This is a genomic window from Streptomyces sp. NPDC012935 (assembly GCF_042900345.1).
GTDB lineage: Bacteria > Actinomycetota > Actinomycetes > Streptomycetales > Streptomycetaceae > Streptomyces.
In genome coordinates, this window is record NZ_JBIBBC010000004.1 from 68,143 (window position 1) to 90,393 (window position 22,251).

The window sequence follows — 22,251 nt, forward strand, 5'->3', positions numbered from 1 at the left end:
CTGCTCGGGCATCACCCCTCACGGGTGGTGGGCCCCGGTCCGGATGGGCCGGTCACGGGTGGGCCTCCTGGCGGGTGGGCCTCCTCGCGGGTGGGCGGCGAGGCCTCGGCCCGGCCGCCGGCCGCGAGCAGCGCGAGGACCGTCAGAGTGCCGAGCAGGACGAGCGCGAAGGCCAGGATCGTGAGCGGGGTGGGGCGGTTCCACACGGCGAAGACGAAGGTTAGGACCGCCAGCGCGGACAGGGCGATCGACCGGCGGTGGGTCTGTGCCCACGCGCCGACCCGGCCGGCCCGGATCTCGTGCCGGTAGGCCCAGGTGGCGAGCGAGTCCGCGGTGCGGTCGCAGGCGCGCCGGATCGCGACCGGCAAGCGGCCGGGGCCGATCAGGTAGGCGCCGAGCGCGACCACGATCCCGAGCACGATGGTCGTGCGCAGGGCGGCCTTCAGGAAGCGCAGCAGTGTGTCGAAGACGGCCGCGGCGGCCGCGTCCGACTGCACGGCGGCCGGGAGGTGGTCCAGGTAGTAGCGGCGTACGACGACCAGGGCGATGACCACCACCAGGCAGGCGAAGGCGGCGCCCAGCGCGGTCCAGGCGAGCGCGCGCCGCCGGCCGCGGGCCAGGAGCACCCCGGCCGCGCCGATGACGACGGTGAGGACGGGCAGCCAGTAGCCGACGACGTCCAGCAGATGTGCGCCGTCGCGGACCTTCTCCAGCTCCTCGGACTGGAACAGCACCAGCTGCTTGTCGACCTGGGGGATCGCCTTCGCGGGCGACAGGCCGGCGTTGACGAGTTCCTCTTTCACCTGCTCGACGAGCGCCCCGACGTCGAGTGTGACCGTGCCGCCCGCGACCCCGACGGCGCCCCGGCCCTCTCCGGTCAGGGCGTGCACGACGGCGCGGTGGGCCTCTTTGTTGGCGTTGCGCCACACGGTGTCGAAGGCACCGCTGTGCACGATCCGCGTGACGACTCTCTTCACCGCGCCGTCCACGGCCGAGTCGATCTGCGGCCCCAGCCCCTGGATGGCGGTGGCGGCCTGGGGCGGCAGGCCCTGGGAGCGCAGCCAGTCGGCGAGCTCCGCGGCGGCCCGGTCCCCGTCGATGCGCACGTCCACCGCCTCGGAGATCCGGTCGACGGCGGCGGCCTGGATGGCGGGCTCGGTGGCCAGCGGGGCGACCGTCTTCACGTACCGGTGAGTGTCGAGTGCGATGTCGTGGACCCACACCGTGATCAGCGCGACGGGTACGAGGATGCAGGTGACCACGATCAGCACCGCGGAGGCCGTGGCTCGGGCGATGCGCCCGGGCGCGGAGGGCTGGTGCGCGGCGCTCATGCGGACTCCAGGTGTTCCGGGGTCCCCGCCCTCCCTTCAATTGCGTCCGTGCACCGCGCAAACGGCATGCCGAACTGGCCCATACGGGCGCCGGTGAAGGCGCTAATCGCCGAATTGGTCCCGCTTCACCACGCACAGGGCCCAGATGATGAACGCGTACAGCGCGATCAGCGTGAGCGACCAGACCGGGTAGTACGGGATGGACAGGAAGTTGGCGATCAGCAGCAGTGCCGCGATGCCGATGCCGACGACCCTCGCCCAGGTCTTCGCCCCGAACAGGCCGAAGCTCACGACCACGGCGAGCGCCCCGAACAGCAGGTGGATCCAGCCCCAGCTCGTCAGGTCGAACTTGAAGACGTAGTTGGGCGTGGAGACGTACACGCCATCGTTCGCGATCGCCATGATCCCGCGGAAGACGTCGAGGATCCCGGAGATGAAGAGCATCACTCCGGCGAACAGTGTCAGGCCGGTGGCGGCTGTCTGCTTCCCCTCACCGTGGCGGGTAGCGGTGGTGGCCATGTCCGGCCTCCTTTCCTCACGGGGCTGCTGCACGCAGCCGTACATCACCGAGCCTGATCCCTTGGGGCCACGCTCGTCGTCACCCCCGAAGGGTGAGGACGCGCCGACCGCGGCGTTGCTGCCCAGCCCCGTCACACCGCCAGGTCGCTCCGGGCGGTGACACGGCCCGTGGTGACCGCGTCGGTCAGAGCCTGGTGGTCGCGTTCGTTCTGGTCGGCGTAGGAGCGGGCGAAGTGGGCCAGGGCGCGGTCGAAGGTGTCGCCGCGGCCGAGGTAGGCGGCGATGGCGATCGGGTCGCCCGAGCGGGCGTGGGCGCGGGCGAGGGAGGCGCCGCACAGCCGGGCGAACAGGCCGAGGGTCCGGGCGCCCATCGTCTCGGGGCGGGCGATGCCCTTCCAGTCCCGCAACTGCCGTATGTAGAAGTCGCGTTGGCGGTCGTCGATGCCCGTGACGTGTTCCCAGCCGAGGAAGATGTCACCGGCGGCCTGCATGAGCCGCTGCCCGGCGACCACCCGCTCGCCCTGGTTCTCGTACGTGCTCGCACCGCAGTGGGGGGCGAGGACCGAGTCGCCGGCCTCCTTGGCCTGGAGCAGGAGCGGGTCGTCGTCGTCACGGCCGAGCAGCAGGATGATCCAGCAGCGGGTGCCGACGCTGCCGACCCCGACGACCTTGCGCGCCACGTCGACCACGCGGAACCGGCTCAGCAGATGCCGCCGCTCCGACGACAGGCTGGTCCGGTAGTCGTTGACCAGCCCCCGCAGGGTCTGCGCCACATCCTCGCCCTCCGCCCCCGGCAGCAGCTCCGAGAGCGGTGTGATCAAGGGGGGATCCGAGATGATCCGGGGTGCGCCGTCCACGACCCGGGTCAGTTTCGCGGCCGCCTGCAGACTCGTCCGGCCGCGTGCCTTCTCCGCAGCCCGCACGGCCCGCCGCTTGTCCTGCTTGCCCGGCCGCTCGGGCAGCAGCTCCTCGATCTGGTCGAAGTCGTCCCGCGCGTACCAGACGTCGAGGGTGCGCTGCCCGGCGAACTCCCGCATGCGCTCCCGGTAGGACCCCACACCGGCCTGGACGACGGCGTCGCAGTCCTGCGCCGAGAACCCGTTGGCCCGTCCGGCGATCACCAGACTCGCAGCCAGCCGTTTGACGTCCCACTCGAACGGGCCCGGCAGGGTCTCGTCGAAGTCGTTGATGTCGAAGACCAGGTGGCGTTCCGCGGAGCCGAGGAGCCGGAAGTTCAGCAGATGCGCGTCCCCGCACAGCTGGGCGTACAGCCCGGTGTGCGCACCGGCGCCGAGATCGGACGCCATGATGGCCGCGGCTCCGCGGTAGAAGCGGAACGGCGATTCGAGCATCCGGCCGTACCGGACGGGGACCAGTTCGGGGACCCGTTCGGCGGACTGCCTCTCGATGATGTCGATCGGATCGGGCCGCTTCTCGTCGGGCGCGAAGACGGCCTGCTCGGAGCGCGGCACCCGGGCGCGCGCGTCCTTGCCGAGGGCCGCGCGCTCGGCCGGGGTGAGCGGACGGTCGTGCATCACCGAGAGCGGACCGCGGTGCGTGCTGGCCATGGTCGGACCTCCTTGCCCGCAGGGTCGACCGGCCCTCCCTGCCCGCATGGGCGACCGGCTCCCCTGCCCCGCATGCTCACAGCCCCGCGCTCCGGTGGGATCACCCGGAGCAGGTGATGCGGAGCCCGGGCGCGCGAGGTGGGATGCCGCTGTGGGCGGTACGCGAAAGCCCGCCGGGACGTCCGGCACGCCGGATGGTCCCCGTGCGGCGGCTCAGCGGTGGGCGGCACGCCTGGCCCTGCTGGTCGCGGCAGCCGCGATCGCCGTGCTGCTGACGGCCGCCGGCATCAAGAGCCTCGCTCTGGTGGCCGTCGGCCTGGCGGGCCTCGCCGCGACAGCCGCAGCCCTGTGGTGGGCGCTCTCCCGGCGCGGCCTGGCCCGGCTGCTGGCCGCCGCACTCGCCGCCCTGCTGCCGATCGCCCTGCTGCTGAACTACGCCGTGGTGGGCCTGCTCTGGGCCGCGCTGTCCGCCGTGACGCTGTGGATCGCGGCGCTCCTGATCGGACGGGCCGCCCTCGCCGCGGACGCCGGCCGGACCGGCCCCCGGGAACACCCGGCCGCACCGCCGCGAACACCGTTCCTCATCATGAACCCGCGCTCCGGCGGCGGAAAGGTCGGCAGATACGACCTCGTGGCCAAGGCCCGATCCCTGGGCGCCGACGTCGCCGTACTCGATCCGGATCACCCGCAGGACGTCGCGGAGCTCGCCGAGCGGGCCGTGGCGAGGGGCGCGGACCTGCTGGGGGTCGCGGGAGGGGACGGCACGCAGGCACTGGTGGCGGGTGTGGCGGCCCGGCACGACCTGCCGTTCGTCGTCATCTGCGCGGGCACCCGCAACCACTTTGCCATGGACCTCGGCCTCGACCGGAGCGACCCGTCGACCTGCCTCGACGCGCTCACCGACGGCGTCGAAGTACGGATCGACCTCGGGCTCATCGGCGAGCGCGTCTTCGTCAACAACGCGTCCTTCGGCGTGTACGCGGCGGTCGTGCAGAGCCCCGCCTACCGCGACGACAAGGTGCCCACCATTCTCCGGGAGCTCCCGGACCTGCTGACCCATCAGGTCGGGCCCCGGCTGACCGTCCGCGCGCGGGACGTGGTCCTCGACGCTCCTCAAGGAGCCCTGATCAGCAACAACCCCTACGAGTGGGGCGACGCGGCCGGTCTCGGCCGGCGGGCGCGGCTGGACTCCGGTGCCCTCGGCGTCCTCGGCGTCCAGGTCGACAACGCCGCGCAGGCAGCCGAGCTGCTGCGCGGCCCGCAGTCGCGCGGGCTCACGGTGCTGGCCGTGCACGAGGCGGTGGTCGAGGCCGACGCCCCTGACATCCCGGTCGGTGTGGACGGCGAGGCCCTCCTGCTGCCCACGCCCGTCGTCTGCCGCATCACGCCCGGCGCCCTGCGGGTCCGCGTGCCGCGCGACCGTCCGGGCGTGCCCGTGGCGAGGCCGCGGATGGACTGGCGGACGCTGGGCCGGCTGGCGTTGCCCCGCACTCGTGACCCAGGCGGTCACGAGCATCCTCATTCGCGAAGGTGAACGATCCTGGTCGGCCTACGGCCGGTTCACGTGCACCACCACAGGAACCGGTCGCAGGTCTCCGTGGGCGTCGGGTCCGGGGTCGGGTCCGACGTGGTCGGTTCCTCGCTCGGGGTCGTGGGGTCAGGGTCGGACGGCGGGGTGGGCGCCGAGGTGGTGTTGCCCGAGCCGCCGCCCGCCGGCGCCGACTGGCCGTCCTTGTCGGGGGTCTGGTCCTCGTCCTTCTTCTCGTCCTCGTCCTTGGGCGACTTGGAGGACGAAGGCGACGCAGAGGGACTCGCCGACGGCGAGTCCCCGTCCGTCCGCGGCGTCCCGTCCGTCGCCTCCGGGGACGCGGTCACCTCTTCCGACGCCGCGCCCTCCGCCGACTCGTCCCCGGCGGCCGCGGGCTTGGGGCTCGTGCCCGGGGCGTCCATGCCGAGTTCCGCGAGGCTCAGACCCCCGGCGGCCAGGACGAAGCCCGCGGCCACCAGCAGGACCCGGCGACGGCGGCGACGGTGCGCGGCAGCCTTGCGATCGCGACGGCTGGCGCCGGCCGACGCGGACCCGTCGTCCAGGTCGTCGCCCTCGTCGCCGTCCACTTCCTCGTCGTACGCGTCGTCATGCGAGTCCTCGTACTCGACGACGTACTCGTCACGGCCGCGCCCCCGGCCACGCCGTTGCGCCGCCCGCCGCGCGGCCCGTCCACCAGCCGGCGGGACCGGCGCAGCCTCCGAGGACAACTCGCCGGTGTCCGCAGCCTCTGCGGTCTGCGCGGGACCCGCTTCGTCGTAGCGGTCGTCGTAGCGTTCGTCGTGGCGACTCGCGCCGTACTCGCCGCCGCCGTACTGCCCGGCACCGCTCCCGTGCTGCCCGGAGCCTTCCCCGTACTGCCCGGAGCCGACCCCGTACTGCCCGGAGCCTTCCCCGTACTGACCGGTGGCGCCGCCGTACTGGCCCTCGTACCCCTCGTACGCCCCCCGGCCCCCCACACCCCGCTCGGCCATCTGCGGGTACACCTCGTTCGGGGCGCCCGCGTACACGCGCAGCTCTTCGATCGCGGCGCCGCACCCCGGGCAGGCGAGGGCGCCATTCAGGTGCCGTCGGCACGGGTGGCAGTAGTCCATGACGCGGGAAGACTAGGTTCCGCACAGGCACCGTAGATAGTCACAGCTGTGAAAGTTGTGTATGGAACTTTCCGTTCCGGCATGGCGAGTTGACGGATATGCCGGGACTCGCCAGACACGCCCCCCACACTCCGCGACCGACTGCCCGAAATCCGTATCGAAAGCGGTGTCGAAACCGTTATGCGTTCGACCCATTGACACTCCCGGCGCCGCCTCCCTACTGTCACGTCAGCATTTCGAACGTGTGACGAAATTTCGAACACGCCGGGATGCGAACCCAAATGAGCCGACGACGCAGCAAGGGGCAACTGCCGTGCGCATCACCGGAATCAGCACACACGTGGTCGGGACGCCGTGGCGCAACCTGACATACGTCCTGGTGCACACCGACGAAGGCATCACCGGAGTCGGCGAGACCCGGATGCTGGGCCACACCGACGCGCTGATCGGCTACCTGCGGGAGGCCGAGGCCAACCACATTCTCGGTTCGGACCCGTTCGCTGTCGAGGACCTGGTCCGCCGCATGAAGTACGGCGACTACGGGCGGGCCGGCGAGATCGTGATGTCCGGGATCGCCGTGGTGGAAATGGCTTGCTGGGACATCAAGGGCAAGGCCCTCGGCGTGCCCGTGTGGCAGCTGCTCGGCGGCAAGGTCACCGACAAGGTCAAGGCGTACGCCAACGGCTGGTACACCACGGAGCGGACGCCGGAGGCGTACCACAAGGCCGCCCAGGGCGTGATGGAGCGCGGGTACAAGGCGCTCAAGATCGACCCCTTCGGCACCGGCCACTTCGAGCTCGACCACGAGCAGACCCTGTACGCCGTCTCCCTGATCGAGGCCGTGCGCGACGCCATCGGCCCCGAGGCCGAGCTGATGCTGGAGATGCACGGCCGCTTCTCCCCCGCCACCGCCGTACGCCTCGCGCGCGAGCTCGCACCCTTCAAGCCGGCCTGGCTGGAGGAGCCCTGCCCGCCGGAGAACCTGAAGGCGCTGGAGAAGGTCGCCGCCAAGGTCGACATGCCGGTCGCGACCGGTGAGCGGATTCACGATCGCATCGAGTTCCGTGAGCTCTTCGAGAGCCAGGCCGTCGACATCATCCAGCCCGACGTCGGCCACATCGGCGGCATCTGGGAGACGCGCAAGCTCGCCGCGACGGCCGAGACCCACTACGTACTCGTCGCGCCCCACAACGTCGGTGGCTCCGTCCTCACCGCCGCCTCCCTCCAGGTCGGGTTCACCTCCCCGAACTTCAAGATCCTGGAGCACTTCAACGACTTCGCCGACGCGGAGATCAAGAAGGTCGTGAAGGGCGCCCCGCAGGTGAATCCCGAGGACGGCTGCTTCCACCTCTCCGACGCCCCCGGCCTCGGTGTCGAGTTCGACGCCGACGCCGCCGCCGAGTTCCCGCAGCAGCAGGCCCGCTTCGACCTGTGGGCCGAGGGCTGGGAACAGCGCAAGCCCAAGGGCACGCAGTGAGCACCGCCGTCGTCGTCGAGGCGCCCGGCGAGCACCGGCTCACCGAGTACACGCCGCGCGAGCCGGCGGCCGGCGAGGCGCTGGTCCGCGTCCACGCGGTCGGCATCTGCGGCAGCGACCGCGAGGTGTACCAGGGCAACCGGCCCGAGGGATACGTCCGTTACCCGCTCACGCCGGGCCACGAGTGGTCCGGGACCGTCGCGGCGGTCGGCGCCGGGGTGCCGGACTCGCTGGTCGGCCGCAAGGTCGTCGGCGAGGGCTTCCGCAACTGCCAGGTCTGCGACCGCTGTCACGCCGGAGAGACCACGCTGTGCAGCGCGGGGTACGAGGAGACCGGGTTCACCCAGCCCGGCGCCATGGCCGCCACGCTCACGCTCCCGGCCCGGCTGCTGCACGTCCTGCCGGACGACTGCGACCTGACGGCCGCCGCCCTGCTGGAGCCGGCCGCCTGTATCGCCGCCGCGGCGATCAAAGCCAACGCGCTGCCGGGCGAGCGCGTGGCGGTCGTGGGGACCGGAACGCTGGGCATGTTCGCCGTTCAGTTCCTGAAGGCGGGCTCGCCTGCCGAGCTGCTCGTGGTGGGCACGCGGGGCGACCGGGAGGCGCTGTCGCGGCAGTACGGGGCGACCGACTTCCGCACGAAGGACCAGCCGCTCCCGGACGACTTCGACGTCGTCATCGAGACCGCCGGGTCCGCCGACGCCGCGCGTACCTCCGCCGCCCTGCTCAGGCGCGGCGGGCGCCTCGTCCTCACGGGGATCCCGGCGCCGGGCGCCCACGGACTCGACCCGACCGATCTCGTCGTACGGCAGTTGGAGGTGCACACCGTGTTCGGGGCGCCGCCGGATGCCTGGGCGCACACGGTGCGGGTGTTCGCGGCGGGGCTGCTCGATCCGCTGCCGCTGGTCACGCACGAGTTGCCGCTTCAGGAGTTCCCGCAGGCGATCGAGCTCGTCGGGTCCGGAGATCCGAAGGTGGGCAAGGTCCTCCTTCGCCCCTGAGTGCCCCTCAGCCGTACGCCGGTACGGGGGCAACCTGACGGTCCCCGTACCGGCGTACACCCAAGGTCCTGGCCCCGCACACCCTGAGCCGCGAACCTCGTCCGACATATCGAACAAGAAGGACAGCTTGTGACCGACGCTTCCGCAGCCCGCCGACCCGGTGAGCAGGCGCTCGCCGCCCTCGGCCTGGCCGCGCCCGACCTCTCCCCCGCCGACGCCTCGCCCCACACGTTCCCTGGCGGCGGCCGCTGGCGCACCGAGATCCCCTCGTGCGAGGGTCCCGAAGCGCTGGCCGTCGTCCTGAAGGAAGCCTCGCTGCTCGACGTGCCGATCCACCGGATCAGCCAGGGCAGCGGCGTGTGGATGCTGACCGACACCGAGATCACCGAGATGGTCCAGGCAACGGCCGAGCGTGACATCGAGCTCTGCCTGTTCACCGGCCCGCGCGGCACCTGGGACATCGGCGGCTCCACGCGCACCGACTCGCGGGGGGCCGGCCTGCGCGCCCGGGGCCACGACGCCGTCGCCGGTTGCATCGAGGATGCGGTACGGGCCACGGAGTTGGGCGTGAAGTGCCTCCTGGTCGCCGACGAGGGCGTGCTGTGGACGCTGCACCGGGCGAGAGCCGCCGGGATCATCCCGGCCGACACGACGCTCAAGGTGAGCGCGCTGATCGGACCCGTCAACCCGGCCGCTTACGCGGTGTACGAGAACCTCGGCGCCGACTCGGTCAACGTGCCCAGCGACCTGACGCTCGACCATCTCACCGAGATACGGCGGGTTTCCGCCGCCCCCATGGACATGTACATCGAGGCCCCCGACGACCTCGGCGGCTATGTGCGGATGTACGAGGTCGCCGAGCTGATCCGGCGCGGCGCACCGCTCTACCTGAAGTTCGGGCTCTCCAAGGCCCCCGGCATCTATCCCTACGGCCACCACATGCGGGACCTGACGCTGGCCACCGCCCGGGAACGCGTACGGCGCGGACGGCTGGCACTGGACCTGCTCGCACGGCACGGAGCTGACGGCGACATGGCGCCTCTCGGTTCACGGCTGCCCGGAACGCTGAGGCGATTCGAAACTCCCGCATAACGTTCCGGACAAACCCCCTTCACAGAAGAAGACGCAGTCGAACACAATCCCACACACCCTCGCTCTACTCCGTTCAGTCCTCGAAGCGTCTTCGCACCGCCCGACCGAGCCCTGCTCACACACATCAAGGATGATGATCATGCGTACTCGCAGAGCCGCACTCGCCGCCATAGCCTCCGCCGCGTCCCTCGCGCTGACCCTGACCGCCTGCGGCCAGAGCGGCGAGGGCGGCTCCAAGGAGGACTCGGGCAGCTCCGAGGGAGCCACCATCGGCATCGCGATGCCGACCAAGTCCTCCGAGCGCTGGATAGCCGACGGCAACAACGTCGTCGCGGACCTGAAGTCCAAGGGCTACAAGACCAAGCTGGTCTACGGCGAGGACGACCCGGACCAGCAGGTCTCGCAGATCGAGAACCTGATCACGCAGGGCGTCAAGGCGCTGATCGTCGCGGCCATCGACAACAAGTCGATGAACAACGTGCTCCAGCAGGCCAAGGACGCGGACATCCCGGTGATCTCCTACGACCGCCTGATCCTCGGCACGGAGAACGTCGACTACTACGCGTCGTTCGACAACGAGAAGGTCGGCGAGCTCCAGGCCGACTACATGGTCGACAAGCTCGGCCTGAAGGACGGCTCCAAGAAGGGCCCGTTCAACATCGAGCTGTTCGCCGGCTCCAACGACGACAACAACACCCGCTACTTCTTCGGCGGGGCGATGAAGGTCCTGCAGCCCTACATCGACAAGAAGCAGCTCGTCGTCCGCTCCGGCCAGACCAAGCTGACCCAGGTCACCACCCTGCGCTGGGACGGCGGCACCGCCCAGAAGCGCATGGACGACATCCTGACCTCGGCCTACAAGAGCGAGCGCGTCGACGCGGTCCTCTCGCCGTACGACGGCATCTCCATCGGCATCCTGTCGGCGCTGAAGTCGGACGACTACGGCTCCAAGAGCAAGCCGCTGCCGGTCGTCACGGGTCAGGACGCCGAGGTCGCCTCGGTGAAGTCGATCATCGCCGACGAGCAGTCGATGACCGTCTACAAGGACACCCGCGAGCTCGCCAAGGTCGCCTCGGGCATGGTCGACGCCCTGCTCAACGACAAGAAGCCCGAGGTCAACGACACCAAGACCTACGACAACGGATCGAAGGTCGTCCCGGCGTACCTGCTGGAGCCGGTCGCGGTCGACAAGACCAACTACCAGAAGGAGGTCGTCGACTCCGGCTACATCAAGGAGAGCGACCTCAAGTAACCGCCGGCCCACTCTGATTGGAAGGCACGACCATGGCGGGACCCGTCCTGGAAATGCGCTCGATCGTCAAGACCTTTCCCGGCGTCAAGGCGCTGTCGGACGTCACGCTGACCGTCCGGCAGGGCGAGGTCCACGCCATCTGCGGGGAGAACGGCGCCGGCAAGTCGACCCTGATGAAGGTCCTCTCCGGCGTCCACCCGCACGGTACCTACGAGGGGGACATCCTCTTCGAGGGGGAGGTCTGCGAGTTCAAGGACATCCGGGCGAGCGAGCACCGCGGCATCGTCATCATCCACCAGGAGCTGGCGCTGTCGCCGTTCCTCTCCCTCGCGGAGAACATCTTCCTCGGCAACGAGCACGCCAAGGGCGGGTTCATCGACTGGCGGGAGACCCTGCGGCACGCCACCGAGCTGCTGCGCCGGGTCGGTCTCTCCGACCACCCGGACACCCGCGTCGCCGACATCGGCGTGGGCAAGCAGCAGCTGGTGGAGATCGCGAAGGCGCTGTCGAAGAAGGTGAAGCTGCTCATCCTCGATGAGCCGACCGCGGCCCTGAACGACGAGGACAGCGGCAAACTCCTGGATCTGATCCTGGAGTTGAAGAAGCAGGGCATCACCTCGATCATCATCTCCCACAAGCTCAACGAGATCCGCAAGGTCGCCGACTCGGTGACGATCCTGCGCGACGGGCAGACCATCGAGACGCTCGATGTGAAGGCCCCCGAGACCACCGAGGACCGGATCATCAGCGGGATGGTCGGCCGGGACCTGGAGCACCGCTTCCCCGAGCGCACCCCGCACGAGCCGGAGAAGGGCGCGGCCCCCGCCCTGGAGATCCGCAACTGGACCGTGCACCACCCGATCGACCAGCAGCGCAAGGTGGTCGACGATGTGTCACTGTCGGTGCGGCGCGGGGAGATCGTCGGCATCGCGGGCCTGATGGGCGCCGGCCGCACCGAGCTCGCGATGAGCGTCTTCGGGCGGACGTACGGCCGTTACGCGGGCGGCACGGTCCTCAAGGACGGCACTCAGATCCGTACGAAGTCCGTCCCCGAGGCGGTCAAGCACGGCATCGCGTACGTCACCGAGGACCGCAAGCACTACGGCCTGAACCTCATCGACACCATCAACCGCAACATCTCGCTCAGCGCGCTGGGCAAGGTCGCCAAGCGGGGCGTGGTCGACGAGCACGGGGAGCGGCAGGTCGCCGAGGGCTTCCGCAAGTCCATGAACATCAAGGCGCCGACCGTCTTCGAGCCGGTGGGCAAGCTGTCCGGCGGCAACCAGCAGAAGGTCGTCCTCAGCAAGTGGATCTTCGCGGGTCCCGATGTGCTGATCCTGGACGAGCCGACGCGAGGCATCGACGTCGGCGCCAAGTACGAGATCTACACGGTCATCGACCAGTTGGCCGCCCAGGGCAAGGCGGTCGTCTTCATCTCCTCCGAGCTGCCGGAGCTGCTCGGCATGTGTGACCGCATCTACACGATGGCCGCGGGGCGGCTGACCGGCGAGTTCTCGCGGGCCGAGGCCTCGCAGGAATCGCTGATGCGTCAGATGACAAAGGACAAAGAGGTAACCCGATGAGCACGGATGTGACCGCCAAGAGCCCGGCCCCCGCGCCGCCGGGCAAGAGCTCGGGGGCCGCGGGCGCCGGCCTGCTCCAGCTGGTGATGGACGGTATGCGCCGCAACATGCGGCAGTACGGCATGCTGATCGCGCTCGGCCTGATCGTGGTGCTGTTCGCCGTGTGGACCGAGGGCGACCTGCTGCTGCCGCGCAACGTCTCCAACCTGGTGCTGCAGAACAGCTACATCCTGATCCTCGCGATCGGCATGATGCTGGTCATCATCGCGGGCCATATCGACCTGTCGGTGGGATCGCTGACGGCGTTCATCGGCTCGATGGCGGCCGTGTTCATGGTGAAGAACGATCTGCCGTGGCCGGTGGCGGTGATCCTCTGCCTCGCCATGGGCGCCCTCGCGGGTGCGGCACAAGGGTTCTTCATCGCCTACGGCGGCATACCGTCCTTCATCGTGACCCTCGCGGGCATGCTGATCTTCCGAGGTCTGACGGAGATCTTCCTGGAGGGCCAGACCCTCGGCCCGTTCCCGGAGGGGCTGCAGAAGGTAGCCAACGGCTTCCTGCCCGAGGTCGGACCGAACACCAACTATCACAACCTCACACTTCTGCTCGGCTTCGCGATGGTCGCCTTCGTGGTCTTCCAGGAGTTCCGTGACCGCCGCCGGCAGCAGGAGTTCTCCCTCGAGGTCCCGCCCTTCAACCTGTTCCTGCTGAAGCTGGTCGCGCTCGGCGCCGCCATCCTCACGCTGACGCTGCTGCTCGCCAGCTACAAGGGCGCCCCGATCGTGCTGCTCGTCCTGGGCGTGCTGCTCGTCGGCTTCGGCTACGTGATGCGCAACGCGATCATCGGCCGCCACATCTACGCCATCGGCGGCAACCTGCCCGCGGCCAAGCTGTCGGGTGTGAAGGACAAGAAGGTCACCTTCCTGGTCTTCCTGAACATGGGCATGCTCGCGGCCCTGGCGGGTCTGGTCTTCGCCGCCCGCTTCAACGCGGCCTCTCCCAAGGCCGGCCTCAACTTCGAGCTGGAGGCGATCGCGGCCTCGTTCATCGGCGGCGCGTCGATGAGCGGCGGCGTCGGCACCGTCCTCGGCGCGATCATCGGTGGCCTGGTCCTGGGCGTGCTGAACAACGGCATGAACCTCGTCGGCATCGGCACCGACTGGCAGCAGGTCATCAAGGGCCTGGTGCTGCTGGCGGCGGTCGGGTTCGACGTGTGGAACAAGCGCAAGGTCGGTTCGTAAGTCCAAGGGGCCCTGTCGGAAGGCGGGGCCCTTCCACTCTCGGTTCAACTTCCTGAGCAGGAGCCGCACATGGACATGAGCAGACGTACGGTCATAGCCGGAGCCGCGGCGGCGGGGATCACCGCCGCGACCATCGGCAGCGCACACGCCACGGGAGGCAGGACCCCGGTGAAGTCGCTCTTCGGCAAGCTTGCCGACGGCACCAAGGTCCACAGCTGGTCGCTGGCCAACGGCGGCACCCGCATGAAGGTCCTCTCCTACGGCGGCGTCGTGCAGTCCCTGGAGATCCCGGACCGCCGCGGCCGGCTCGCCAACGTCTCCCTGGGCTTCGACAACATCGAGGACTACGCCGCGAAGAGCCCGTACTTCGGCGCCCTGATCGGCCGGTACGGCAACCGCATCGGCAAGGGCAGGTTCACGCTCGACGGCAAGGCCTACCAGGTCAACGTCAACGACGGCGAGAACAGCCTGCACGGCGGCGCGCAGGGCTTCGACAAGCGCGTGTGGGACGTCGAGCCGTTCACCAAGGGCTCCGACGTCGGCCTGCACCTGTACTACACGTCCGTCGACGGCGAGATGGGCTACCCGGGCACGCTCAAGGTGAAGGTGACGTACACCCTCACCAAGTACGGCGACTGGCGCATCGACTACGCGGCCACCACCGACAAGGCCACGGTCGTCAACCTCACCAGCCACGTCTACTGGAACCTCGCCGGCGAGGGCAGCGGCACGATCGAGAACCACCAGCTGAAGATCGACGCCTCCCGCTACACCCCCGTCGACTCGGGCCTCATCCCGACCGGGCAGCTGGCCCCCGTCGGGGGCACCCCCTTCGACTTCCGCCGCACCAAGGCGATCGGCGAGGACCTGCGCGAGGCCCACCAGCAGCTGCTGTACGGCAAGGGCATCGACCACAACTGGGTCCTCGACAAGGGCATCTCGCCGCGCCCCGAGTGGATCGCCACCCTGAAGGACCCGTCCTCCGGCCGCACCCTGCGCATGGCGACCACCGAGCCGGGCCTGCAGTTCTACTCCGGCAACTTCCTCGACGGCACCCTCGTCGGCACGAGCGGCCGTACCTACCGGCAGGGTGACGCGCTGTGCCTGGAGACGCAGCACTTCCCGGACTCGCCGAACAAGCCGTCGTTCCCCTCGACGGTGCTGCGACCTGGGCAGACGTACCGTTCGACGACGGTCCACTCGTTCAGCTGCTGAGCCCGTTACGACCGTCTCTGACGGTTCTTCACAGGTGGCACACAAGTTCTCACCGATTCCTCAGTGGTTGAACAGCGCCACCCCAGCCTCCGTATGTAAGGGCGGCCCGTGCTCCCCCGCGCGGGCCACCCAAAGACGACGGGCCCGGTCGTCCCCGCCGGGCCCGCCCCATACGGAGGTTCCATGGCCGACAACGTCACCTCGCTGTTCCGCAGCACCGCGGCACACAGCCCGTCGATGGCGGCGCTGACGCGTGAGGGCGGCGACGGGGCCGGTCCGGTCGACTTCTGCATTCCCTGCAACCCGTACTTCCCGACGCCGGAGATGTTCCAGGACATGGGGGCCCGGCTGCGGGACATCATCACGTACTACCCGAGCAGCGCGGACACGATCACGGCCGAGCTGTGCAGTCTGCTCCAACTCCCGCCGCAGTGCGTGGCGATGGGCAACGGCTCCACGGAGCTGATCACCTGGATCGACCACCTGATGGTCCGGGAGTCCCTCGCCATCCCCGTCCCCACCTTCGGCCGCTGGACCGACCAGCCCATGGAGACCGGCAAGCGGGTCGACATGTTCCCGCTCCAGGAGTCCAGCGGCTTCGCCCTCGACCTCGCGCAGTACGCCGAGTTCATCCGCGCCCGGGGGACGCGGGTGGCGGTCATCTGCAACCCGAACAACCCCGACGGCGGCTACCTCCACAAGCACGCGCTCGTGCAGTTCATGGACGCCATGGCCGACCTGGACCTCGTCATCATCGACGAGAGCTTCCTGGAGTTCGCCGACGCCGAGCAGGAGCCCTCGGTCGTCCAGGAGGCGATGATCCGCCCCAACGTGATCGTCCTGCGCTCCCTCGGCAAGAACTTCGGCCTGCACGGCATCCGCTTCGGCTACCTGGTCGCCAACCCGGCGCTCGCGGGCATGGTCCGCTCGATGCTGCCGAAGTGGAACCTCAACGCCTTCGCCGAGCACGTGGTGTTCATGCTGAAGAACCACGGCGCCGAGTACGCGCAGAGCCTGCACCAGGTGCGCAGGGACCGCCTCGACATGGCCAGCCAGCTGTCCTCGCTCCCCGGCCTGACGGTCTACCCGTCGCAGGGCAACTTCCTCTTCGTACGCCTCCCCGTGGGCGCCGAAGGCACCGTGGTCCGGGATCGGCTGCTCACCGAGCACCGGATCCTGGTCCGCGAGTGCGGCAACAAGATCGGTTCGTCCAGCCGCTTCCTGCGACTCGTGGTGCGCCCCCAGGTGGACGTGCGTCGCCTGGTGTCCGGCCTGGAGCAGGTGCTCTACGGGTCCAGGAGGGGAGCCGCCGTACCCGAGCTGGGTACAGGGACCAACTACAGCTCGGGTACGGCGGCCGTGGACCGGTTGGTCAGCTCCACGAACGGTGCGGGGATGCCGGGGCTTGCCGCCCAGGCCATGGCGTCGCCCATGCCGGCACCTGCGCCTGCACCGGCTCAGCCTCAGCCGGTGGCGCCGGCCGCTGCCGCGGTGCCTCCGCAGGGTATGGGGATGCCCATGCCCGCGCCGGTTCCGGTGACTCCGGCCCCGGCGCCCACGCCCATGCCCACGCCGATGCCCACACCTGTGCCCGTACCTGTGCCCGTACCGGCGGCTGCGCCCGCTCCTGCTCCGGCGCCCGCTCCGACACCGTTCCCGTCGCCCATGGCGCCGATGGCACCCGCCGCGGCGGCGATGCCCGCGCCTACGCCGCCCGGCGTGCCGGCCCGCGGTGGGCTTACGGCCGCGCAGGTGCGGGGGACTACTGGGCCGGGGCTTACTCCGGCGCCGGCGACGGGGTGGCCGAACAGTCAGAGTTGGCCGAATGCGGCGGGGATGGGGCAGGTCGGGTGAGCCCGGCGCAGGTTTGGTGGAGCTGAACTCGCCCACGGATGCGGCCTGTTCGACCGTCCTCGACCCGCCCGCCCGATCTCCCTGAATCTCCGCGATCCGGCCTCGGCGGAAGCACCTGCCGTGGCACAGTACAAACGTGGACATCACCATCACAGTCAAGTCCGACCAGGTCGAAGCGGACCTGCGTTCCTTGCAGCAGTGGCTCCTTCGGGAGCCCGGTCTGCGGCAGGTCCGTTTTACCCGCCCGGCGCCCGTGACCCGCCCGGGCGACATGGGTGGGGTCAGCGAAATCCTCCTCGCGTCCTTCGGGGCGGGGGGTGCCGGGGCGATGCTGGCCGAGACCGTCTCGGTGTGGCTGCAGAGCCGTGTGACGCCGGTGAGGATACGGATCGAGGGCCCGCGGGGCAGCGTAGAAGTGGAGGCGAGCGTCAAGGATCCCGCCGCCTTGATCAACCGGGTTCTTGAGGAACAGTCCGGCCCCGAGGACGAGGCACCCGCTGACGAGGCGTCGTGACCGACACCGCCGATCCGCTCCAGTCCATGGCGGTGCTGATCGGCAATGGGGTGTACGAGGACCTGGATGGTCTGCCTTCTGTCGGCAACAACCTCACCGATCTGGCCGAGGCGCTCCGTGACGCGGCCAGATGGGGGCTGCCTCCGGAACGCTGCGTCGTCCTGCCGGACAAGAGGGATCCGGCCGATGTCAGCACCGTACTGGCCGAAGCCGCGGGTGAGACCCTGGACACCCTGCTCGTCTATTACGCCGGGCACGGACTGATCCATGAGGACACCGGCGAACTGATTCTGGCCACCGGCCGCACAAGCCCCAAGCTGCCGCTGCTCACCGGGCTGAGATACTCCGACGTCCGGGACATCCTCGCGGTCCGTCGGGCCCGAAGACTCGTGGTCGTCCTCGACTGCTGCTACAGCGGGCGAGCGGTCGGCGTCATGGCGGACGCGTCCTCGCTAGTCATGGGGCAACTGGGCATCGAGGGGACGTACGTTCTGTCCTCGACGGTTTCCACCCTGCCGAGCAAGGCCCCCGCGGGCCACCGGCACACCGCGTTCACGGGTGGGCTGCTGGAGGTCATCGGCAACGGAGTCCCCAGCGGACGGCCGTATCTCACCCCTGGGGACCTCTTCGACTGGACCCGCAAGATCATGATCGACCGTGGCTGGCCACGACCGGCGCAGTGCCACGAAGACACGGTTCGGGAGCTCCAGCTCATGCGCAATCCATGGTCGGGCGCGCTGCGATGGTTCTCACAGCGTCGGCGCGGCGCCCCGGGGAGGGACGAAGCCGCGGAGACGAGGACGGACGCCTCGGATCTCGTCGTGGGGATCCACGTCGGGGTGAGCGCGGTGCGGCCCCTTCTCGGCCCCGGCGGCCCGGACTCCCTCGCCGCACTCGAAGCGGTCGTCGAGAAGACCGTCCCCCGGTGGCTGCCGGGTATGGAACTGGTCCATGGCGTGATGACGGACATGCGCCGGGACTACGGCGACGGGGCCGCGACCGCCGCGATCGTCGCCGATGAGCTGCTCTCCGCGATCCATACGGCGGTACGCGCCGGCGCCCGCTGGGAGGAGGTCACCGACCGCGTCGAGGAGGAGGCCGCTGCCGTCCTGCGCCGACTGGACCGGCCGCGGCGGGACGACCTGAGAGCGCCCTCGCAGGCAGAACTGGACCAGGCCGTGACGACCACCCTCGGGGACGCCGAGGAAGGGAAGTTGGTGATGTCGGCGGTCACCCGCGTGGGATCGGACCAGGTCGAGATCGCCGCCGGCACCCGAGCCGCCGCCGACCCCGAACCGGGGCTTTCCTTCGTCAGCAGGCTCACCCTGGACACGTCGGTCCTGGTGCCGAACTCCGCCAGTCGTCCCGTGGCCCTCCACGAGCCGTATGTTCTCGTCGCACCGGAAGGAAAGGTGCCGGTCGAGGAGTTGCAGCCGATCGGCTGGCGTGAGCGGAAACCGCTCCTGATCATCGCACCGCGTGTCGACGTCTTCGCCATGAGCTCCCTGCACAATCTCTTCGCGGGGACAGTGGTGGTGCGCCCCACGGACGCCGTCGTCGACTGGGACGCACTGTGCGCCCGGACCGGCCACGCTCTGTTGACCGGGCACCCGCTCGGCCTGGCCGGCCGGGCGCTGGTCACACCGTCCTCCACCACGGTGACCGGGCTTCCCGGGACGGCACCGTCCGACAGCGGGCGGCTCCGCGTCTATGCGGGCCCGACCGGAAGTGCGGCACACGTGGCGGCGGTCCGGGCGCTCGCCGTCGCCCGCTCGGCGGCCCGCACCGGTGTGCTGTCCGGCGGCGGGACCGGGCTGTACCGCGCCGGGCAGGCACTCGGCGCGGACGCCGTACTCTTCCGGGCCGCGCTCGCCGCCCCGCTGCGGCAGCTCGTACGCAACGCGGGCCAGGATCCCGACCGTGTGACGGCCCTGCTGGACACCGACCCGGCCGATGTGTCGGCCGGGTTCGAGTGCGTCAGTGGCGCGGTGACCGACCTGCGGAGCGCGGGAGTGCTGGATCCGCTGGCCACGGTACGGGGCGTGGTGGAGAACGCGGTCGCCGCGGTCTCCCGCTACGTGGCGACCATGTGACCGGCGCTAGGTGGCTGCCATGTGGTCCAATCGCGGAGCGCCGCACTTCGTGCAGAAGTCGGCGCCGGTGGACCGTGCTTGGCCGCACCGATGGCAGAACCCAGGCGATCCGTCGGGTGACTGGGCAGGCCCACCCGCGGTGTCCGGCCGACCCGCCAGTCGGGACAGGCGGTTCAGACTCAGCTCGGTCACCTTGATCGCCTCGTCGTCCAGCCCGGCCTGGTTGATGAGCCCCCAGATCTGCGTCAGCAGAACCGGCCAGGTGACGAGCATGGCGATCGCGAGGGGTACCGCCTGCTTGCCGAAGATCCCGACTCCCGCCCGGACCAGCGTCCCTGTCGGCTGCGGCAGGATCTCGATCTTGAGCGCGGTGCGCAGACCGAGCGCCTTCTTGAACACGCCACCCTTGGTGATGCTGACCTCGTGTCCGCCGGCCGGCACCGCGATACAGACGGTCTCGTAACCCCGTTCCTTGAAGTGGGCGACCACATCGTCCGCCACCGGTGCAAGGTCGGGAACCACGACGGCGATGAGTTTCTCGCTGCTGAACGCGCTCATGAGCCTGCCCCCGCCGTGGTCCTGAGCTCGTTTCCGCAGCCCTGGCAGAACAGCCAGTCGGCCCGGACCGGACGGCCGCATCCGCTGCAGTCGTCCCTGTCAACCCCGCCGGTCCCTGTGCTGCCTGAAGCCTGCGCGATCGCTCGGACTTGCCGGAACGTCTCCGACTGCGCCCAGCGCCCGATCTCCCGCAGCCGCAGTGCCGGGTTCGGGTGGGTCATCTCCTTGTCGATCTGTCGCAGGAGGAAGCGGTCGAGCTTCGTCTCGTTCATCACCGCCTCGAACTCGTCGGCCTGGGAGGCGAACGCGGCGTAGTCGATCTGCTCCTTCGGCAGCCACTTGGGGATCCCGTGGAGGTGGAAGAGGGCGCGCTGAAGTTCCTCGGGGCCTCCCATGAACATCACCGCGGCCCGGTCCGCGGTGAGTTCGCTCTTGCGGTACCAGTCCAGCAGCGCCACCTTCAGCGGTTCCGAGAACAGCGCGGCCACCATCCCGGCCTTGCCGCCCAGCGATCCCATGCCGCTGAACAGCGCGATCGACATCTGCCGGTAGAGCACGTGCTCGGCAAGTATGTGGCCGCATTCATGAGCCAGCACCGCCTGGATCTCGTCCTCGGGAAGGTCCAGGAGCAGCTCGTTGTGGATCACGATGCAGGTCCTGGAGTGCCCCATCGTCATCGCGTTGGCCGGTCCTGACATGAGATACAGCTCGGGCTCCTCGATGCCGAAGGACGCGCAGATCGGCGGCAGCAGTTTGTGGACGTCCGGCACCTGGCGCGGGCCCAGACGGATCGCGCTGGACAGCAACATGGCACGGTCGCGGCGGTCCGCGACCAGGCTGCGGTACTTCTTCACCCCCATCTGGAGCCCCGGGATCTTCTCCAGCTGCTGTCGGGCAGCGAGATCAAGGGGATGGAGAATGTCATGGATGTCGAAGGACGCGTGTTTCACAGGTTCCCCCCAGAGGTGCGGCCATTGCAGGCCGACGCCCCGGGAGTCCCCCGTTCCGCCCGGCCCGTCTGCATCGTGGTGCAGCGGGACGCCCGCCCGGATCCTCTTTTGACGGGAAATACGCCGCCCGGCTCAAGGGATCAGCCTGTCGCCGGTCAGGGGGTACGGCAACGGGCTGACGGGAAATCACCTCGCGCTGCAGCCGGGGGCGTGGTCGTGGGTCCCCGACCGCACCGCGCGGTCAGGGATCCAGAGGTCGGCGCCCTTCTGCGCCTTCACCGGGTTGGCGAAGGAGGCCGCGCTCGCGGACGGCTGCCCGATCGAGAAGGCCGGCTGCAGCGCTGCCGGCGTCAGTAGGCGACCGGCCAACCCGTGGCCCAGTTCAAGAGGTTGACGCCCAGCTTGGGTGTGCCGTTGTCGTTGGCGTCGTAGTAGTGGTAGACGATCAGGTCGCCGTCCACGTCGTTCATGATCGACTGGCCGCCGGGGCCGACGACGCTGCCGTGGGACTCCAGGACCGGGGTCCCGCCGTTGTTCATCATCGAGACGCCGCTCTTGTCGACGTAGGGGCCGGTGACGCTGGTGGCGCGGCCGGCCTTGACCTTGTACGTGGAACTGGTGCCTGCGCAGCAGGTGTCGTAGGACGCGAAGAGGTAGTAGTAGCCGCCCCGCTTCACGATGAAGGGCGCCTCCACGGCCTTGGTACCGGTCGGGCGGGAGGCGAGGGAGTAGCGGGTGGTGTTGGAGGAGAGCTGCTTCCCCGTCGACGGGTTGATCTGGATCATCTTGATCCCCGTCCACCAACTGCCGAAGGACAGCCACCACTTGCCGTCGTCGTTCACAAAGAGGTTCGGGTCGATGGCGTTGAAGTCGCTTGAGGAGCTGGACGTGTAGACGGCCCCCTGGTCGGTCCAGCTCCCGGGCTGACCCGTGGTGGAGGTGGCGAGGCCGATGGCCGACGTGTTGGAGCCGAACTTCGAGACGGAGTAGTACATCAGGTACTTGCCGCCGTGGTACGAGATGTCCGGCGCCCAGGCCTCCGGCACGGAGGAGTAGGTGGACCACCAGCCCGGCCGGGAGGAGAACGCGTCGGCGCCGTTCCTGAAGGCGGTGCGGTCGCTGGAGGTCTTGTTGGCGATGCCGCCGCCGGTGGCGTAGAGCAGGTACTGGCCGGACGAGGTGCGGAGCATCGTCGGGTCGTGGGTGACGATGTCGCCCGTGACGCGGCCGGGGTTGGGGTACGCGGTCGCCGAGGACGGGATGAGGGCGAGGAGAGCGGCGGCGGGGAGTGCGATCAGGGCTGTGCGCTTGCGGAGGGTGCGGGGCATGCGGGTCCTCCTTGCGGTGGGGGTGACAGGCCGGA

18 protein-coding genes are annotated in these 22,251 nt (G+C 69.7%); 11 read left to right on the forward strand and 7 right to left on the reverse strand.

Annotated features, from left to right (window positions below; all coding sequences use genetic code 11):
• Positions 1 to 11 precede the first annotated feature (11 nt).
• The 3 genes from ACFY5C_RS12145 to ACFY5C_RS12155 form a co-directional block, all read right to left on the reverse strand.
• Positions 12 to 1,331, reverse strand: a complete 1,320-nt coding sequence (locus tag ACFY5C_RS12145; protein WP_389443502.1) for a hypothetical protein — start codon at positions 1,329 to 1,331, stop codon at positions 12 to 14.
• A 102-nt stretch (positions 1,332 to 1,433) separates the two neighbouring features.
• The gene (locus ACFY5C_RS12150; protein WP_389443504.1) at positions 1,434 to 1,850 is read right to left on the reverse strand and encodes a hypothetical protein; all 417 of its coding nucleotides are present in this window, start codon (positions 1,848 to 1,850) and stop codon (positions 1,434 to 1,436) included.
• 131 nt (positions 1,851 to 1,981) lie between these two features.
• A complete protein-coding gene (locus ACFY5C_RS12155; protein WP_389443506.1) occupies positions 1,982 to 3,418 on the reverse strand; it encodes a DUF2252 domain-containing protein in 1,437 nt (478 codons plus the stop codon).
• Positions 3,419 to 3,569: 151 nt separating this feature from the next.
• On the opposite strand from ACFY5C_RS12155, the gene ACFY5C_RS12160 reads away from it, so the two are divergent.
• Positions 3,570 to 4,952: a diacylglycerol/lipid kinase family protein gene (locus ACFY5C_RS12160; protein WP_389443508.1), complete on the forward strand. Its 1,383-nt coding sequence runs from the start codon at positions 3,570 to 3,572 to the stop codon at positions 4,950 to 4,952.
• Positions 4,953 to 4,978: 26 nt separating this feature from the next.
• On the opposite strand, the gene ACFY5C_RS12165 is transcribed toward ACFY5C_RS12160, so the two are convergent.
• Positions 4,979 to 6,058 (reverse strand): hypothetical protein, encoded by a 1,080-nt coding sequence (locus ACFY5C_RS12165; protein ID WP_389443510.1) that lies wholly within the window; start codon positions 6,056 to 6,058, stop codon positions 4,979 to 4,981.
• 313 nt (positions 6,059 to 6,371) lie between these two features.
• Between ACFY5C_RS12165 and ACFY5C_RS12170 the strand changes: the two genes are divergently transcribed.
• The 10 genes from ACFY5C_RS12170 to ACFY5C_RS12215 all read left to right on the forward strand — a co-directional run bounded on the left by ACFY5C_RS12170 (position 6,372) and on the right by ACFY5C_RS12215 (position 19,380).
• Positions 6,372 to 7,535: a mandelate racemase/muconate lactonizing enzyme family protein gene (locus ACFY5C_RS12170; RefSeq protein ID WP_389443512.1), complete on the forward strand. Its 1,164-nt coding sequence runs from the start codon at positions 6,372 to 6,374 to the stop codon at positions 7,533 to 7,535.
• The gene (locus ACFY5C_RS12175) at positions 7,532 to 8,536 is read left to right on the forward strand and encodes a zinc-binding dehydrogenase (RefSeq protein ID WP_389443514.1); all 1,005 of its coding nucleotides are present in this window, start codon (positions 7,532 to 7,534) and stop codon (positions 8,534 to 8,536) included. Before ACFY5C_RS12170 ends, ACFY5C_RS12175 begins: the two co-directional genes overlap by 4 nt.
• A 129-nt stretch (positions 8,537 to 8,665) precedes the next feature.
• On the forward strand, positions 8,666 to 9,628 hold the full coding sequence (locus ACFY5C_RS12180; RefSeq protein WP_389443516.1) for a hypothetical protein: 963 nt from the start codon (positions 8,666 to 8,668) through the stop codon (positions 9,626 to 9,628).
• 139 nt (positions 9,629 to 9,767) lie between these two features.
• Positions 9,768 to 10,880 carry a multiple monosaccharide ABC transporter substrate-binding protein gene (chvE, locus tag ACFY5C_RS12185; RefSeq protein ID WP_389443518.1) on the forward strand — a complete coding sequence of 371 codons (1,113 nt, stop codon included), beginning with the start codon at positions 9,768 to 9,770 and terminating at the stop codon, positions 10,878 to 10,880.
• A gap of 32 nt (positions 10,881 to 10,912) precedes the next feature.
• Entirely contained in the window at positions 10,913 to 12,463 is a 1,551-nt protein-coding gene (mmsA, locus tag ACFY5C_RS12190) for a multiple monosaccharide ABC transporter ATP-binding protein (protein WP_389443520.1), read from the forward strand.
• A complete protein-coding gene (mmsB, locus tag ACFY5C_RS12195; protein ID WP_389443522.1) occupies positions 12,460 to 13,704 on the forward strand; it encodes a multiple monosaccharide ABC transporter permease in 1,245 nt (414 codons plus the stop codon). Before mmsA ends, mmsB begins: the two co-directional genes overlap by 4 nt.
• 69 nt (positions 13,705 to 13,773) lie before the next feature.
• The gene (locus tag ACFY5C_RS12200) at positions 13,774 to 14,919 is read left to right on the forward strand and encodes an aldose epimerase family protein (protein ID WP_389443524.1); all 1,146 of its coding nucleotides are present in this window, start codon (positions 13,774 to 13,776) and stop codon (positions 14,917 to 14,919) included.
• A 183-nt stretch (positions 14,920 to 15,102) separates the two neighbouring features.
• Positions 15,103 to 16,773, forward strand: a complete 1,671-nt coding sequence (locus ACFY5C_RS12205) for a pyridoxal phosphate-dependent aminotransferase (RefSeq protein WP_389443526.1) — start codon at positions 15,103 to 15,105, stop codon at positions 16,771 to 16,773.
• Positions 16,774 to 16,909: 136 nt separating this feature from the next.
• Entirely contained in the window at positions 16,910 to 17,287 is a 378-nt protein-coding gene (locus ACFY5C_RS12210; protein ID WP_389443528.1) for a hypothetical protein, read from the forward strand.
• Positions 17,284 to 19,380, forward strand: a complete 2,097-nt coding sequence (locus tag ACFY5C_RS12215; RefSeq protein ID WP_389443530.1) for a caspase family protein — start codon at positions 17,284 to 17,286, stop codon at positions 19,378 to 19,380. The genes ACFY5C_RS12210 and ACFY5C_RS12215 overlap by 4 nt, the downstream gene beginning before the upstream one ends.
• Before the next feature lie 6 nt (positions 19,381 to 19,386).
• Here ACFY5C_RS12215 and ACFY5C_RS12220 read toward each other — a convergent pair whose 3' ends face one another.
• From ACFY5C_RS12220 to ACFY5C_RS12230, 3 genes are all read right to left on the reverse strand, one after another.
• A complete protein-coding gene (locus ACFY5C_RS12220; protein ID WP_389443532.1) occupies positions 19,387 to 19,938 on the reverse strand; it encodes a zinc ribbon domain-containing protein in 552 nt (183 codons plus the stop codon).
• Positions 19,935 to 20,888 carry a M48 family metalloprotease gene (locus ACFY5C_RS12225; RefSeq protein ID WP_389443534.1) on the reverse strand — a complete coding sequence of 318 codons (954 nt, stop codon included), beginning with the start codon at positions 20,886 to 20,888 and terminating at the stop codon, positions 19,935 to 19,937. The genes ACFY5C_RS12220 and ACFY5C_RS12225 overlap by 4 nt, the downstream gene beginning before the upstream one ends.
• A gap of 350 nt (positions 20,889 to 21,238) precedes the next feature.
• Positions 21,239 to 22,216 carry an arabinan endo-1,5-alpha-L-arabinosidase gene (locus ACFY5C_RS12230; RefSeq protein ID WP_389443536.1) on the reverse strand — a complete coding sequence of 326 codons (978 nt, stop codon included), beginning with the start codon at positions 22,214 to 22,216 and terminating at the stop codon, positions 21,239 to 21,241.
• Between the last annotated feature and the right edge of the window lie 35 nt (positions 22,217 to 22,251).

Coding starts and splice junctions, on each gene's coding strand:
- ACFY5C_RS12145 (WP_389443502.1), bottom strand. CDS start 1,331: ATGAGCGCCGCGCACCAGCCCTCCGCGCCCGGGCGCATCGCCCGAGCC.
- ACFY5C_RS12150 (WP_389443504.1), bottom strand. CDS start 1,850: ATGGCCACCACCGCTACCCGCCACGGTGAGGGGAAGCAGACAGCCGCC.
- ACFY5C_RS12155 (WP_389443506.1), bottom strand. CDS start 3,418: ATGGCCAGCACGCACCGCGGTCCGCTCTCGGTGATGCACGACCGTCCG.
- ACFY5C_RS12165 (WP_389443510.1), bottom strand. CDS start 6,058: ATGGACTACTGCCACCCGTGCCGACGGCACCTGAATGGCGCCCTCGCC.
- chvE (WP_389443518.1), top strand. CDS start 9,768: ATGCGTACTCGCAGAGCCGCACTCGCCGCCATAGCCTCCGCCGCGTCC.
- mmsA (WP_389443520.1), top strand. CDS start 10,913: ATGGCGGGACCCGTCCTGGAAATGCGCTCGATCGTCAAGACCTTTCCC.
- mmsB (WP_389443522.1), top strand. CDS start 12,460: ATGAGCACGGATGTGACCGCCAAGAGCCCGGCCCCCGCGCCGCCGGGC.
- ACFY5C_RS12200 (WP_389443524.1), top strand. CDS start 13,774: ATGGACATGAGCAGACGTACGGTCATAGCCGGAGCCGCGGCGGCGGGG.
- ACFY5C_RS12205 (WP_389443526.1), top strand. CDS start 15,103: ATGGCCGACAACGTCACCTCGCTGTTCCGCAGCACCGCGGCACACAGC.
- ACFY5C_RS12220 (WP_389443532.1), bottom strand. CDS start 19,938: ATGAGCGCGTTCAGCAGCGAGAAACTCATCGCCGTCGTGGTTCCCGAC.
- ACFY5C_RS12230 (WP_389443536.1), bottom strand. CDS start 22,216: ATGCCCCGCACCCTCCGCAAGCGCACAGCCCTGATCGCACTCCCCGCC.